This is a genomic window from Paenibacillus daejeonensis DSM 15491 (assembly GCF_000378385.1).
Taxonomy (GTDB): Bacteria; Bacillota; Bacilli; order Paenibacillales; family Paenibacillaceae; genus Paenibacillus_D; species Paenibacillus_D daejeonensis.
On record NZ_KB899659.1, the window covers coordinates 215,125 to 230,579 of the forward strand.

A 15,455-nucleotide genomic window follows, 5' to 3' on the forward strand; every position below is an offset into this window, starting at 1 on the left:
CCATCAATGCTCTGTATTCAACTTCCTCTCCAGTTCTTCAATCCGCTGCTCGAGTCTGGCCACTTCCTCTCTTGTAGCCATCCCGCCTTCCTTCATGACTGCTTGCACCCGCTCCCGGGTAGCGCTCTCGATCTGATCCTTCAATTCATCTCCGCGCTTCACCAGGTCATCGACGAGATCCTTCGATTCCGCCCGGCTCACCTCGCCCTTGCGGACCAGTTCCTCAATGGTCTTCTCTACCTGCTCCTTGCCTGCCATAGCCAATCCAAGTCCAAGCGACAGCGCTCTGCCCAACGTATCTCTCATGTCACATCACAGCTCCTTCATATTCGGAATGGGTTCAGCCCTCTTCTCATCATGCAGCAACGGATGTCCTTTCATTCCTAAATCGTAGCACCCGCTATGAAGCCAGTCAAGTTTGATAAGCTACAGCAGGCGGCTGGCGGGAATACGAGCAAATAAGAGAACAAAGGTGCGTTACAGAGGCTGGCTGGCGGGGATACGAGCAAATAAGGGAACAAAGGTGTGTTACAGCAGGTGGCAGGCGGGGATACGAGCAAATAAGGGAACAAAAGTGTGTTACAGCAGATGGCTGGGGATACAAAATCATAAAGGAAAAACCTCCACGCCGATTCAGGCTCTGGAGGTCCGTTCCCATTAAGGATAATTTAAAAGCCATTCCACACAATCTTGTCCTCTACCGGCAGCCGGCTCGAAGGTCTGGCAGGGTTCAGTGCCTTACCTACCGTAATCAGCATAATCGGAATATAGCGGTCCGGCACTTGGAACGCCTCGACGAACTTGGCAGCGTCGTATCCGCCAATGGGACAGGAGTCCAAGCCACTTGCACGCGCTGCAAGCATGAGCTGCATCGCCGCCAGCGAAGCATTACGAATCGCTTCATCTCTGGCCAGCGTTGGCACATGAGCGTAGGCACTATTGATTTGGCCGACCAAGGTTTGCTTGATCTCTTCAGACATCGCACCGGCAGCTATAGCTCCTCCGTACACGGTCTCTGCATTACGATTGGCTTCCAGATCACCAAGAACTGCGAACACGACGGAAGACTCCACGATTTGCTTTTGTCCGTATGCGATTGGAAGCAGTTTTTCCTTGGCCGCTTGATCATGAATGGCTACGAACTGCCAATGCTGGAGATTCCATGCCGAGGGTGCGAGGTTCGCGACAGCCACAAGATCGCGGACCTCCTGTTCACTCAGCTTGTGGGTCGGGTCATAGGACTTGACGGAATGGCGCTCTCGGGCCACTGTAAAAAAATCAGTTTGTGTAGTTGTTGTCATGGGGGTCAACTCCTGTTGAAATAGTCACTGGCCGACAGCCGCGTTGCGGACTCTTCGACGTCTCTGGATGTGAGTATATAACATTTGTTAAGTAACTTCAACTGGAAGTTATCCCTCCCTATCCACTTATACAACAGACTTCTATTGTTCGAGCGCGCTCTCATCCATATAGAAAATCTCCCACAAATGACCATCGGGATCCTCAAAGCTGCGCGTATACATAAAGCCGTGATCGATAGGTTCCTTGGGCTCCGTACCACCTGCGGCAAGCGCTTTGTCAGCCAGCTCGTCCACATGTTCTCTGCTATCCGTTGCCAGAGCGAGAATCGCCTCCGCGGATGTCCGGGTGTTTGCAATGTCTTTGCTGATAAACGATTTGAAGTACTCTTCTACCAGAAGCATCGCATAAATGGAATCACTGATAACGAGGCATGTTGCATTTTCATCTGTAAACTGTTCATTGAATGAATAGCCCAGCGCTTCAAAAAATGCCCTTGATCGTTTCAAATCTTTTACTGGCAAGTTAACGAAAATTTGTTTGGTTGGTACCGACATCAAGATCACCTCGTCTTTGTAATGGCCTTGCCTTTTACAATTTCAGTTTAGCATGTCCCAAAAGAGGAATGTTCTTATCGATTGCTCACTTGCTTTTGACAAGATCACGATGACGCAGTCGGATGGCGGACCAGGATTCGTCGATGGCTACATTGCTGACCGGACGGTAATCACTGATTTCGTTTACCAACGTCCATAGGCTATCGCGGTTTATATCCGGCTTGAATCCGAGGCGTTTCTTGGGATAACAAATCCAGAAAAGAGCATCCTCTACCAGGTGCGGAATAACCTTCGGTACCCACTCCGTAATATCGGTGGCTTGATTAACGTAGAGCTGCAAAAAGGTGTATTCACCCTCCAGGTCAGAGCTGTCTGCTAATGTCAGTTCATACCCTTCCGGTGCATTAACGACCGCTGCCCGTCCATCTTTATACCGGAGCTTCTTCAAGAGTTCGCTCTCATTAATCATATAGTCTTCCCTCCATCACCTATCATAAATAAGATGTCCAGCTTGCATGTCTATAGGCTGGAACCCGGCCAGTTCGGCTATATCAAAAGCTAAGGGAAAATCACTTGCTGCAAAAAGGATGTTGGTCACCTCGTCCACTGACGTGGCAGCCGGAGCGAATACTTCAACATAAGTGTAGCTCGCCGCAAGAGTCGCATACATCGCATCCATGAGCCGGTCATTGCACTTGCGTCCCCCTACATTATATAACAACAGACCTGACGCACGCAGTCGGGACTTGGCGAGTTGCACGAATGGTAGGGAGATGAGTTGCCGCGGTGTGCCCTTGGCCGAGAAAGCATCGACAATAATACAATCCAGACTGTCCTCGGCTTGCTTGCTCAACTCCTCCCGTCCCTCACCGACTCGAACCTCGGGTCCGGAGTAACCAAAGAAATCTCGGCTCAATTGTGCAAGCCTCTCGTCCAACTCGACAGATATGAAGCTTACGTGTGGTGAGCTGGCATAGTACCCTGCGATTGTGCCTGCCCCATGCCCGATCATAAACACCTCCGGAGAATTATTCTCGCAGCAGGCCAACAATTGAATCAACGCACGCGGATAGGCAAGTACAATGCGTCCCGGCTCGTCTAGGTCCACCACCCCCTGCTCTGCCCCATCTGCAAACTGCAACACGCGAAACCGGCCCTGGCGACCTTCGGCATAACTGGTTTCTATAATCCGGATCTCATGGTAGGGTGTCCGCTCTCTCCATATTTCTATCATCTTATTCTGCCTCCTGGGTCCGGGAATGGCAAAAAGCCGTGCGAACACGGCTTTTTTCTGCATTACGAATGGATCTAGGCGTGGAAATCCGTACCTGATACGACGGCATTGATGATTCCGGCACGAATGACGAAGTCGCCAAAATGCTCGCCTTCTTGACGTTCACGGGCATATCTTCCGATAATCGGCTTCAGCTCCGCAAGGATTTCGTCCTCTCCAATATTCTCACGGTACATCTTGTTGAGCCGATCTCCATTAAAGCTGGCGCCCAAATACAAGTTGTATTTGCCCGGCGCTTTACCGATAAAGCCGATTTCACCGAGACTCGCCCGGGCGCAGCCATTCGGACATCCGGTCATGCGGATGACAATCTCTTGCTCCTGCAAGCCCTCGCCAGCGAGGATTGTCTCCAGTTTGCTGATCAGCGACGGCAGATAGCGCTCGGACTCAGCCATGGCCAACCCGCAGGTTGGCAGTGCGACGCATGCCATCGAGTTGCGGCGCAAGGCGGAAACATTCAGCCCGCTTGTCAGTCCATACTGCTCCGCAAGACTTTCAATTTTTCGCTTGCTCTGTCCGGAGACATTGCCGATCACCAGATTCTGGTTGGCGGTTAGACGGTAGTCTCCCTTGTGAACCTTGGCAATCTCGCGCAGACCAGTCATGATCAGATGGCCCTGGTCATCATCGGCTACACGGCCATTTTGGATGAACAGCGTCAAATGCCATTTGCCATTGCTGCCTTTAACCCAGCCGTAGCGGTCTCCATTATGCTCGAAGCGGTACTCGCGAGCAGGCTGCAGTGCATAGCCGAGACGACGGTTCAACTCTTCCTTGTACCAATCGATCCCACGATCATCGATCGTATATTTGAATCGTGCATGCTTGCGCACCGAGCGGTCCCCGTAATCCCTCTGAATCGTGACCGTTTTCTCGGCGACGTCAACGGCTTGCTCCGGTGTACAGAAACCGACAACGCGACCCAATTGAGGATAAGTAGCTGTGTCGCCATGCGTCATGCCCATGCCACCACCGGCGGTGACGTTGAAGCCAGCCAGCTTGCCATTCTCCACAATCGCAATGAAGCCCAGGTCCTGAGAATAGACGTCGACATCATTGGACGGCGGCACCGCTATGCCAATCTTGAATTTGCGGGGCAGATATACGTTCTTGTAAATCGGTTCCTGCTCCGCTGTATCCTGGCTGTCCACGATTTTCTCGCCATCGAGCCAGAGTTCATGATAAGCACGTGATTGCGGCAGCAGATGCTCGCTGATCCGGTTCGCCCAATCATAGACCTCGCCGTGCACTTCCGATTGGTACGGATTCGGGTTGCACATCACGTTACGGTTTACGTCTCCGCAAGCGGCATAGGTCGTCAGCAGGGTTTCATTAATCGCTTTGACCGTTGTCTTCATATTCCACTTAATGATGCCATGCAGCTGGAACGACTGACGCGTCGTCAGACGAATCGTGCCATTGGCATATTTTTGGGCCAGCTCGTCGATAACCAGCCATTGACTCGGAGTAATAATTCCGCCAGCGGCGCGTATGCGCAACATGAACTGGTAGGCAGGCTCCAGCTTTTGCTTGGTACGCTCATTGCGCAGATCCCGATCATCCTGCATGTAACTGCCGTGATGCTTCATGAGCCGATTGTCATCCTCGGGGATGGAGCCAGTGATACGGTCCTCCAGCGTCTCGGCGAGCGAGCCGCGCAAATAATTACTTTTTATTTTAATATGCTCTACATCACTTGGCGGAGCATCTTTGGGCGCATAAGGGTCCTTGGCCATAACTATGATTCCTCGCTTTCCTGTACTATCCTGTAAGATGAGTGAGTTCGATTCAGCAGCTTAATAAATGTCTCTCTGGTAACGGCGATCCTGCACAAGCTGGGTCAGGTATGCCGATGCTTCGTCAGGGCTCATGCCGCCCTCTTGCTCTATAATTTCGGCCAAGGTCAGATGCACATCGTTGGCCATCCGCTTCTCGTCGCCGCACACATAGAGATATGCGCCGTCCTTGAGCCAGTTCACCAGTTCGGCTGCCTGCTCCTTCATCCGATGCTGGACGTAAATCTTCTCCTCCTGATCACGCGAGAACGCAACATCCATCCGGGTCAGCGTACCGTTCTTGAGCCACTGCTGCCACTCGGTCTGGTACATAAAATCGGTATGGAAGTGCTGGTCGCCGAAGAAGAGCCAGGACTTGCCTGCATCTCCGTTTTCTTCACGCTCTTGCAGGAAAGCGCGGAATGGCGCTACACCTGTGCCGGGCCCGATCATAATAATCGGTGTATCTCCGTCTGCAGGCAGCTTGAAGTTCGGATTCTGATGAATGTAGACAGGTAATGATTCGCCAGCAGCCGCTCGCTCGGCACACTGGACCGAGCAGACGCCGTAACGGCTGCGCCCGTTCGATTCATAACGGACGGTACGGATCGTCAAATGTACCTCATCCGGGTTCGCCTTGTACGAGCTGGAGATGGAATACAGCCGGGCTGGAATCTTGCGTAATGCACCAACGAACTGACGGGCAGGCAAGCCCAGTGGTCCGAAGTCCTGTGCGACGTCCAGCAGATCCCTGCCGCTGAGATAAGCTTTCAGATCCGCTTCATTGGCCACCAGCTTCTTCAGTCCAATGCTGGAAGAGAGCTCGGCAAGCTTGGTCAGGAGCGGCTTGGTCAGAACCGTAATCTCTACATAGGAGGTCAACGCTTCCGTCAGCGGACGCTCATCGCCATCCTTGTTAACCGGTACGAGCTCATCTGCCTGCCAGCCGTTCTCACGAATCAAGAGCTCGACCAGTTCAGGGTGATTTTGCGGATAGATACCAAGCGCATCGCCAGGTTCGTACTGCAAATTGGAGCCCTCGAGGGACAGCTCGATATGGCGGGTCTCCTGAGCAGAACCGCGTCCGTTCAAATTAAGGTTCTCCAGGATCTCCGCTTCAAAAGGATGCGTGCGGGAGTACCCCGGCGCTTCTGCAACAGCTACAGCAGCAGCAGCCTCCTGCGCCGCAGGACCTGTAGCAGCCTGTCCTTGGTTATCCTTGAGCGCTTCCACTACTTCGCGGAACCATTCCGAAGCTGCATCATCATAATCGACATCGCAATCCGCACGCGATGCCAGACGCTCGCCTCCAAGTTCTTCGAGCCGCTTGTCAAAATCCTTGCCCGTCTGGCAATAAAATTCATACGAAGTATCGCCCAGACCGAGTACGGAAAACCGCAGCTGCTCTAGCTTGGGCGCACGCTTGCTATGGAGGAATTCATAAAATGGCAGCGCAGCGTCCGGTGGATCTCCTTCACCGTGTGTGCTGACCAGAATCAACAAATGAGTCAATTTCTTCAGACCATTGGGTTTGAAATCCCGCATGGAGGCAAGGGAGATGACCAGACCTTGTTCTTCAAGTGTACGTGCCAGATTCTGAGCCAGTCGTTGGGCATTACCCGTCTGTGAGCCGTAAAGCACGGTTACTTCTTTGGGTGCTGCTGGAGCAGTGGCCACAACAGCTGCCGGCTCTACCGCAGGAGCGACGGCGAGAGGTGCCCCGGTAGTGGCTGCTGGCAAGGCAATAGCCTCCGCTTGCGGGGAAGCCGCCAGGTATCCGCCGAGCCAGAGCTTCTGGGACGGTGTCAGGGTCGGCAGCAAGCGATTGAGCAAATCTGCTTGTTCTTCATTGAATGGACTATTCGTTACATGAAACTGCAATGCAATTCACCTCGTTCATTGAGTACATACATATGACTACTATTGTATCGGATGAAGCGGATACTGTCATATTAGTAGTTCTGATATCATTCGACAGATTTTATTATATATCTGATTACTTGGAATTGCACAACAAAATATAGAGCGCTCGCAATGGTGCGATTGGGTTACTGCAACTAAAGAAAAAGTTCATTGCTGCCTACAATTGGCGAGGAGTCCTAATACATCGCCACAAACAAAATAAAGAACCGTCCATGGACGGTTCTTTGAGTCATCTAATTGAAACAAGCTTGCGCTTGAAAGTTACTCCAATGCTTCAATAATCTGTTGCAGACCATAGGTCTGACCGATTGGACCGTAGCCCAGAGCCAATTCGCCGTTAAAGGCGTAGGTCTGATTCTGTTCAACAGCCGCGAGCGCCTTCCACGTGGCCGTATCTTCCCAGGCATCGACCTCGGCCGGCATGGACGGATCGCTGTAATTGAAGTAGCCAAGGAACAAATGATCCGGATTGAGTTCACTTAGTCCTTCCAGACTCAATTGCCCTCCCTCAGCTGCCAGTTCCCCCTCTGGCGGTGTCAAGCCAAGACCGTCATAGTAATGCCTGACATAGACTGGACCTTGCAACCATACCGCATTTTCCCTGACCTGGACAAAAGCCACGCTGCCATTCACGTTCTCGAGCTTGCGCTTCCCTTCCGCTTGCAAAAGCTCGAATTCTGCAATCCGTTCTTCAGCCTGCGCCTCCTGTCCTAGCAAATCCCCGAACAATCGCATGACGGAAGGCCAGTCACCCCAGACATCAACCGCTCCTTCATCGACAAAATACGTCGTTCCGATCTTGCCCAGCTCGTCCCTGATCGCCTGATTGGTTTCGCTGCCTGCCAGAATCAGATCGGGCTCATACTCCAGCAGCGCCTCCAGATTAACTTCGGTGTTCTCTCCGACAATAGCCAGTTCTGCGATAGCGTCCACATATGGTTTGTATTGCTCCGTGTGCAACACCGATTGCGTGTGGGTGAATGGCAGCGATAACGCTACGGATTCGAGGTCAAAGGTGAGCAGCGTTTCAGTTAATCCCCAATGGACAAGCGCTATTTTCAAAGGCTGCTGCTCCAGCACAACCTCCCCATAGGCATCACTCACTGTACGTGGATACTCAGCTTCCATCACGGGTTCCTCTGTCTCTGAGGATGCCCCTTCTGTATTGTCCGGCGCTGGTGTTACTTCGGTTTGTTCATTTGTCCCCTCTGTGCTTTCATTGGCTGAACAAGCAACGATGAGTACCGGTACACAGACCAGTACAATCAAGACCAGCCAGGCTCTGACTGTTTTCATGATGGTTCTACTCCTTTAGCGATCTGGATAATTTGTGATAACGATTCTCATTATCAGATTCCACTTTACCATCAACCTTGGCTTTGGAAAATAGAGATTTCGCCACTTCAGGATGGACTTTTTCGCCGTCTGGCTGGCCGGAGTGAATTCGGTGCAACGCCCATATATTTTTTGAACAAGCGGCTAAAGTAATACGGATCGTCGTAACCAACCCGCGAGGCAATCTCCCGTATCGAGGCTTGACCGGATAACAGCAGCTCCTGCGCGCGATTCATCCGGTATTGGATCAGATATGGAATGGGACGGATACCAGTAAACTTGTGAAAAAGATACGAGAAATACTTGGGCTTCAACTCAAAGGTCGCAGCCAGCTCCTCCAATGTCATGCTGGACCCGTACTGATTATGAATGTGTGCAACAGCCTGCTCCACTACACTGGAGCCGCGGGCATTCAGGCGTGCGCGCTCCCCCTGCAACACCGCATGCAGCAGCCTGTAGAACAGCGTCTGCTTCTCAAGCTGCTCCACATGACCGGGAATCGGGGACAGTCGGCACAGCTGCTCAATAAGCTCCCGCACCTCTGTCGTCAGCCCAGGTTCAAGCATTACCGTATCCCTCAGATCCGAATCAGCCAACTGCTCTTCCCTGACCGGTGTGAAATGGATGATACAGTATTCAAAGCCACCGGGCATCACCTCAATCTCCAGAGTCCGGTTATACCCGCCAATCTGCGCCCTCCCTGGCGTCAGAGAAGACGGCTCGCTTCCGCCAAAATGAAAAACCGCTTCGCCTTGCAGGGCTATAAGCAAAGCAGGCTTTGTTGTGCGGCGGTTCTTATGGCCTTCATAACGACCTTCCGCTTGCAGGAAGGTTTTGTGTACGCTATGAAGAATAAGGGGTCTGGATATCAGCTGCTCTGCCACGTTTTCATACGTTTTCTCCATTTCTGTCTCTCCTGTACAGGTACATTGTGTTGTCTCACAGTATATCACGCTTGCCAGCTGCTCGCACAGCTCCATCCGAACGATGTCCGTCTCCGGCTCGCTCGCCTTGACCCGATGGCAGTGACCAGCCAAGCATTCCAAGACCGAACAGGCCAAGCGAGCAGGCTGCCACCATCGGCAGGAACAACGGGTTCGTACCGTCAGACAACCCCAAACCGAGACTGGAGCCAACGACGATTCCCATATTGCGAGCCAGAGCCAGCACCCCGCCGATTGAACCTTTATAAGCCTGAGGCACTTCATTCATAATGAGCCGGATTGTCGGTGATGCCATGATTCCCATGCCCAGACCAGCCATTATCAAACCTGTAATCAAGGCCCATGTGGCCCCTCCGCTCGCCAAGATCAGCAGACCCATGGCCAGGGTGAGTATTCCCATCCCCGCCTTGGTGAAAGGCATTGACCCGTACCGATCGGACAGCCGGCCCGCTATAGGGCCCGCGCACGCCATTGTGATGGGGTATAAGGCCATCGTTAGACCAGCTATGAAGGCTTGATCCCCCGCCATACTGGCGAGATGCGCAGGTATACTGACAAGTGCAGCATTAGCAGCTGCAAAAGAAAGGGCCGAGACGGTCAAACCTGACCGCACAGCCGGGTGCAGCATCACCTGTACTGGCAAAAACGGGAACGGCTGTCGCAGCGTACGATGTACGAATAACCAGCCCGCTAACAGTGCAATAGCAATCAGACTCAGCATAGCAGGAGATACCCATCCCCAGGCATGACCCTGTGCAAGGCTAGTTATACTAGCAGCCAGCGCGAGGGTAAACCATACCCCGCCTACAATATCCAACGGGTTGGACGCTTGTCCGGTATCCTTCGGAATGGCCTTACCTGCTAACACAAACGTTCCTGCCATGATTAATGCAGGTAACACAAATAGCCAATGCCAGCTTAACCATAGCATTGCCATTCCGCCGGCAAGAGGCCCGCTTACAGCTCCCGCAGCCACTGCCAGGCTGATCCAACCCATGGCTCGGCCACGTTCATGAACGGGAAAATGGATAGAGACAAGCCCAAGATTGGTTGACTGGTACATCGAAGCCGCAGCTCCTTGCAGTAGGCGTGCAATGACTAGCAGCTCTACGGACGAAGCAGTAGCCACCAAGATCGAGGTGATGGCAAAGGCCGCATAACCCAGATTATGTACTCTGCGTATGCCGAATCGATCAGCCAGCTTGCCCATGACAGGCAATAGGATGGTAAGCATGAGCAAATATCCAATGACCGTCCATTGCATGTTGCCCAAGGTAGTCCCAAAAGCGTCTGCCAGCCCGGGTAAAGCAACATTCATGGAGCCAATCGTGAAGTTAGAAAGAAAAGCGCCAATGCCTATGACGATCAGCATGCTCGACAAACGATTACGAGAATAATAAATGATTGCCACCTCCAACTAGTATATTATCTAAACTATTATTAGTTTAGCAAATATACTATATGAACACAATAAGGAGCATGCCCGAGGACATGCTCTTCATTAAATTTCATGGTTAATGGCAGGCGTTGTCCACACATGAACCAGTGACTTTAACTGCTTCATATTGAGTGGCTTACTCAAATAATCAGAAGCTCCGGCTGCAATGCATTCTTCCCGATCCGTTTTCATCGCTTTGGCGGTCATCGCGATAATCGGAAGCTTCTGATGACGGGCATCGGCCCGAATCTCGCGTATGGCCGTATAGCCATCCATCACAGGCATCATAAGATCCATAAGCACCAGATCGTACACCTGGCCCTCATGCAGCAGATCGACTGCTTCCTGTCCATTCCATGCCACCTGAACCGTCATCCCGCACTCTTCCAAATACTTCTGCAGGGAGAACACATTACGCTCATCATCATCAACCAACAGAATCGAGAGTCCTTCAAGAGCAGACTCTGCGATATCCTCTGCCACTTCTTGCTCTTCTTGAAATGTCTCTTCTGACGGCGATTCCTCAGACTGGACTTCAGGCAAATAAAGTGTGAACACACTTCCTTCTCCCGGAATGCTATCGACAAGGACTGTACCATCTAGCAGGCGGGCGAACTCCCTACAAATCGATAGCCCCAGGCCTGTTCCGCCGAATTCTCGTGAAGTCGTTTCATCTGCTTGCTCGAAGGCTTGAAATATGTGCTCCTGTTTATCCAGAGGAATCCCGATACCAGTATCTGTGACGCGGAATATCCATACTTTCCCGTCTGCACCAGCATCTACAGGATACACTTCCTGATTGGCGTCACCATATTTGATATCCAGACGCACCTGACCTTTGCTCGTAAATTTGACCGCATTGGATACCAGGTTTTTAAGAATCTGGCGCAGGCGCTTGCCGTCCGTGATAAGACTCAAAGGCACATGCTCTGCGATCTCGACAGAGAAGTCAAGTCCTTTGGTCAGCGCAATCTTGCCGAAGCTCTCCTCAAGAACGTCACTTAAATCAGCCACCACAACCGGTTCCATATTAATATCCACCATGCCGGCCTCTACCTTGGAGAGATCCAGAATATCATCAATAATGAGAAGCAAGTCCTGACCGGCTCTCTGAATGATCGACGCATATTCCGTGTCTTCAGCCTCGTATTGCTGCTGCCGATTCTCGGCAATCATCTGTGACAGAATCAGGATACTGTTCAACGGTGTCCGCAGCTCATGAGACATATTGGCCAGGAATTCCGTCTTGTAGCGTGAGGCCTGCTCCAATTGCTCGGCATAACGCTCTAATTCCCTACTCGCAGTCTCAAGCTCAGAGGACTTTTTCTCGCTGTCACGATACTGCTCCTCCAAGTGTTCATTGGTCACCTTCATGCGTTCCTGCTGAGTCATTAGCTCCTCGGCCTGTGTCTGAAGCTCCTCGGTCAAGAGCTGAGACCGCCCTAACAGCCGGTTAACCTCTGCACGGTTCTGAACACTGTTCACGGCAATGCCGAACGTATCGCACAAGAGATCCAACAGCTTCTCATGCAACGGCACAAATCTCTGCAACGAAGCAAATTCAATGACAGCTTCTACTCGTCGTTCGTAGACTACTGGTTGAATCAAGATACTCGCCGGTACAGACCGGCCTAGTCCCGATGTGATGAGATAGCCAGGAGGGAGATCATCTAAGATAAATCGCTTGTTCTCAAAGGCGGATTGTCCAATCAGCCCTTCTCCTATCCGAAAGTTACTGCCCGTGAGTTCCGAGGGAACGACCGCATAGGTAGCTATACATTTAAGCACCGTCTCCTCTCCCTCATCTACACGAAGATAAATGGCAGCTTGGGTAGCGGAAATTTTCGGAGCAATCAGCTGCAAGAAAGCCTCGCCTAGTGCCTCGGTATCCTCCAAGCCCTGATACATATGTGCAGCCTCAGCAAGCGTAGATTGGATGAAGTTCTTCTCTTCCTGCTCCTCTCGCAATTCACGCACCTGCCGATTGTGCGTCTCTAACGTATCAGCCATATCGTTGAAGGCATTTGCAATGTTGTTGATCTCATCGCCCGAATCGAGCTGAAGACGCGGCAGTTGCTCAGCATTTGTGAAATCAACCTGCGTAATCGTATCCGTAATTCGCTCCAAGCTCCTGGTCGTTCCACGAACAACCCAAGCCGCAATGAAAGAACTCATGATTAAGATGAAAATTACGAGACCAGCAATAATGATCCAGAGGTATTGAAACAGTTCCTTGGATTGCTCTTGCGCCGCGACTACCTGATTGTTCTGATAGGCGACGAAGCTGTCCAAATTTATGATTAAAGACGATCTGCTTAACTGCGCATCCGCTGCGAGCAAAGAGCCTGCAGCCGCGGCATCCTCTTCGGCAAGCGCTTCTATCACTTCGGCAACAACACCAAGATACGTATCATATTGTGACTGAATGGCTTGAATCAGCTGCTCGCTCTCTTCACCTGACCTCAAGTTGCCCAGCATACCCAATTGCTCCTGAGCGTTCAGAAAATGAAGCTGGAAGTTAGCAAGCCGTTCTTCGGTATCTCCGATTTGCGCCGGGTTCACAAGATAACCCAACTCACTGTCAATCATGTAAAATGAGTTCTTAAATTCTGATGCCAATTCGACATTGGTCAACCGATTTGATATTGTCCGATCCGTATCGCTTACTGTGCTGATAACCAGTACCAACATGATGCCAAAAGCAAGCAGAAGCAATAACAGTACCGATCCAAATCCGATGATCTGTCTTTTCCTGTAGCTCATCAATACAATATGCCGCCCTTCTATGGACACCTTGTCCACCCAACTGCTGACCACGAGTATACCATAGAAGCGACCCACAAACCTATCACGGGTTGAATCTCTACCAAGTGATGCCTTCGCTGCCAAGCTAACGGTTTGGCAACCCCAGCCTGCCCATGCTACACTAGTCTTAACTGACAGAAAGGCGGAAATCAAGAATGGAGCATACCTTTGTGATCTCCCCTGGCGAATTCACGGCATTAACGACTGAAGAGTCTCAAATTGAGAAATGCCAGGAGTGGGGACTACTGTCTGATAAGGCAGTTAAATTGAAGGCATTTGTCTATAAAGGGGGCGGCCGCCAGCTCACTTGCTCGGTTATTGGCTATATCGACGCGATGACGGCCGTGGTGGAATTTAAAAATGGGGAACGCCATTGCATTCATCCCTCCTATTTGAAGGAGATGCAGGCTGCTTCGTTCAGCCAGAGAATTGGTGCCGCCGACCCAATCGCCCGAACAGATACACCAAGCACAGCAGTGAGTAGCGAGGAACCTGTAGAGAAACCTGAGAACGAGTCAGCAGCTGAAGCTGTCACCGAGGACGCCGAAGCAACCAAGCCCCGCAAAGCAGCAGCCAAGAAGGAAAAGAAAGTCAAGTTGAAGCTGCCGGAGGAAAAAGTAAAGCTGTCGGCGACCGTGAAGGAATTTACTGCGATCCCGAACCATTTCACCGAAGAAGATGACGAGGTCATCGTCTATGAGAATGTCCGCATGCTGGAGCCGGAGCTGGAGATCGGCGACGCCTGGTCCTCTCATAGCAACACACTTAAGAAACTCGAATTAGCAGAGGGTGACGAGCTGACCTTCGAGGCAAAGATCATTACCAAGAAGCTGACCCGGCACCCAGTGCCCTACAAGATTAACAATCCTTCCAAAATTCAAAAGCAGTAACTGGCAGCGGCGGAAATCGCAAAGGTGGCCCGAAGGCTTACCCGTGGATATCCAGCCGCTGTTCTCTTCTTCCCCGCCATATAACGAATAGAACCGCGAAGCCGACGACCGCCGAGTACCCCACCGCTTGCGTCCAGGACGCGCCGTAGAGCGTGAACATCCGGTCAAGTAGATAATAGAACCCTACTGTAAGTGCAGCATATGCCAAAGGTACGAGCATCCCGATCAACGCGGGGTACAGCACGGTTAATCTGGACAGCAAGGCCGTTAACAGGCAGAGGCTATAGGCCAGCAAGAAGGTCGCTACATAAGAAAGAATGATATATTGTCCCAAGGTCAGATTAAACCAATACACCTGATACATTAAGGCAGAGTTAATCCTGGAATCAAAAAACATCGAGATATCGTGCTGGGTAAAATAAAGGGTGTAGAGGATCATCATTAGTGTAATCAAAACGGTTGTCCCAATGAGCGCTGCGGCAAGCTTGACCCAATACAGCCTGCGGCCCATTCGACTTGCGTACTGCACCTCCAGCAGCCGTTTCCGCCGGTCGCCGATGTAGAGCGGCATGACCAGCACCATGATGCTGAGCAGGATGGCAGCTGTAGCGTATTTGTGGGTATCCTTGAAATAGTAAAATACTTGACTCGGTAAGATCGATTTATATTGCTTTTCATCGGTTATGGATTGAAAACGTTCTTGATGTTTAACCGTCTGCGGGCCCAGCCAGAATGTATCCTGTACGGTTTCATAGCGTTCTATGATACTACGACGCGCATAGAGATCCCCCATCACTTCTTTGTATCGGTCATCTGAATCATAACTCGCATAATTGCGCAACCCGCTTGGGGCATCCAGATGCGAATCATGGGTGACATATTCCTCGAACGAAGCTACACCCCACTCGACAAATTTCTCATCCTCTTTAATCATGTCTGCGAACACGGCCATTTTGTCTTCATACAACTGTTAAAAATCCTCCAGGTCCGCCTCATCCATCTCCTGCCCATAATCGTCAACCATTTGCACCGCGACATTGAACTCATAGACATTTGATCCATTTGGGAAATGCTCCACGTAAAAAGACAACAGCAATTGATAGATAAACAAGCAAATCGCCATGATAATCAACAGCTTTTTCCAATGGAACATTTTGCGTAATTCATAACCCAGTACTCGCAAGCGCTCGCCTCC

The 15,455-nt window shown here is 51.3% G+C and carries 14 protein-coding genes; 1 reads left to right on the forward strand and 13 read right to left on the reverse strand.

Annotated elements, in window-relative coordinates; all coding sequences use genetic code 11:
* Window positions 1-3 precede the first annotated feature (3 nt).
* The 11 genes from F556_RS0100970 to F556_RS33015 all read right to left on the reverse strand — a co-directional run bounded on the left by F556_RS0100970 (window position 4) and on the right by F556_RS33015 (window position 13,328).
* The gene (locus F556_RS0100970; protein ID WP_020615006.1) at window positions 4-306 is read right to left on the reverse strand and encodes a phasin family protein; all 303 of its coding nucleotides are present in this window, start codon (window positions 304-306) and stop codon (window positions 4-6) included.
* 362 nt (window positions 307-668) lie between these two features.
* Complete coding sequence (locus F556_RS0100975; protein ID WP_020615007.1) at window positions 669-1,301, reverse strand: nitroreductase family protein; 633 nt, start codon at window positions 1,299-1,301, stop codon at window positions 669-671.
* A 141-nt stretch (window positions 1,302-1,442) separates the two neighbouring features.
* Window positions 1,443-1,856: a VOC family protein gene (locus F556_RS0100980; RefSeq protein WP_020615008.1), complete on the reverse strand. Its 414-nt coding sequence runs from the start codon at window positions 1,854-1,856 to the stop codon at window positions 1,443-1,445.
* 85 nt (window positions 1,857-1,941) lie between these two features.
* Window positions 1,942-2,325 carry a hypothetical protein gene (locus F556_RS0100985; protein ID WP_020615009.1) on the reverse strand — a complete coding sequence of 128 codons (384 nt, stop codon included), beginning with the start codon at window positions 2,323-2,325 and terminating at the stop codon, window positions 1,942-1,944.
* A 15-nt stretch (window positions 2,326-2,340) separates the two neighbouring features.
* Complete coding sequence (locus tag F556_RS0100990) at window positions 2,341-3,090, reverse strand: spermidine synthase (protein ID WP_020615010.1); 750 nt, start codon at window positions 3,088-3,090, stop codon at window positions 2,341-2,343.
* 74 nt (window positions 3,091-3,164) lie between these two features.
* A complete protein-coding gene (cysI, locus tag F556_RS0100995) occupies window positions 3,165-4,886 on the reverse strand; it encodes an assimilatory sulfite reductase (NADPH) hemoprotein subunit (RefSeq protein WP_020615011.1) in 1,722 nt (573 codons plus the stop codon).
* Between the two features lie 60 nt (window positions 4,887-4,946).
* A complete protein-coding gene (locus F556_RS0101000) occupies window positions 4,947-6,806 on the reverse strand; it encodes an assimilatory sulfite reductase (NADPH) flavoprotein subunit (RefSeq protein ID WP_020615012.1) in 1,860 nt (619 codons plus the stop codon).
* A 303-nt stretch (window positions 6,807-7,109) separates the two neighbouring features.
* The gene (locus F556_RS0101005) at window positions 7,110-8,144 is read right to left on the reverse strand and encodes an ABC transporter substrate-binding protein (protein WP_020615013.1); all 1,035 of its coding nucleotides are present in this window, start codon (window positions 8,142-8,144) and stop codon (window positions 7,110-7,112) included.
* 107 nt (window positions 8,145-8,251) lie between these two features.
* Entirely contained in the window at window positions 8,252-9,088 is an 837-nt protein-coding gene (locus tag F556_RS0101010; protein WP_020615014.1) for a helix-turn-helix transcriptional regulator, read from the reverse strand.
* A gap of 34 nt (window positions 9,089-9,122) precedes the next feature.
* Window positions 9,123-10,499 carry an MFS transporter gene (locus F556_RS33010; protein ID WP_157272573.1) on the reverse strand — a complete coding sequence of 459 codons (1,377 nt, stop codon included), beginning with the start codon at window positions 10,497-10,499 and terminating at the stop codon, window positions 9,123-9,125.
* Window positions 10,500-10,628: 129 nt separating this feature from the next.
* The gene (locus tag F556_RS33015) at window positions 10,629-13,328 is read right to left on the reverse strand and encodes a response regulator (RefSeq protein ID WP_020615016.1); all 2,700 of its coding nucleotides are present in this window, start codon (window positions 13,326-13,328) and stop codon (window positions 10,629-10,631) included.
* A gap of 197 nt (window positions 13,329-13,525) precedes the next feature.
* On the opposite strand from F556_RS33015, the gene F556_RS0101025 reads away from it, so the two are divergent.
* Window positions 13,526-14,260 (forward strand): hypothetical protein, encoded by a 735-nt coding sequence (locus tag F556_RS0101025; RefSeq protein ID WP_020615017.1) that lies wholly within the window; start codon window positions 13,526-13,528, stop codon window positions 14,258-14,260.
* Between the two features lie 37 nt (window positions 14,261-14,297).
* Here F556_RS0101025 and F556_RS0101030 read toward each other — a convergent pair whose 3' ends face one another.
* A complete protein-coding gene (locus F556_RS0101030) occupies window positions 14,298-15,227 on the reverse strand; it encodes an ABC transporter permease (RefSeq protein ID WP_020615018.1) in 930 nt (309 codons plus the stop codon).
* Window positions 15,228-15,230: 3 nt separating this feature from the next.
* Window positions 15,231-15,443 carry a hypothetical protein gene (locus F556_RS0101035; RefSeq protein ID WP_020615019.1) on the reverse strand — a complete coding sequence of 71 codons (213 nt, stop codon included), beginning with the start codon at window positions 15,441-15,443 and terminating at the stop codon, window positions 15,231-15,233.
* Between the last annotated feature and the right edge of the window lie 12 nt (window positions 15,444-15,455).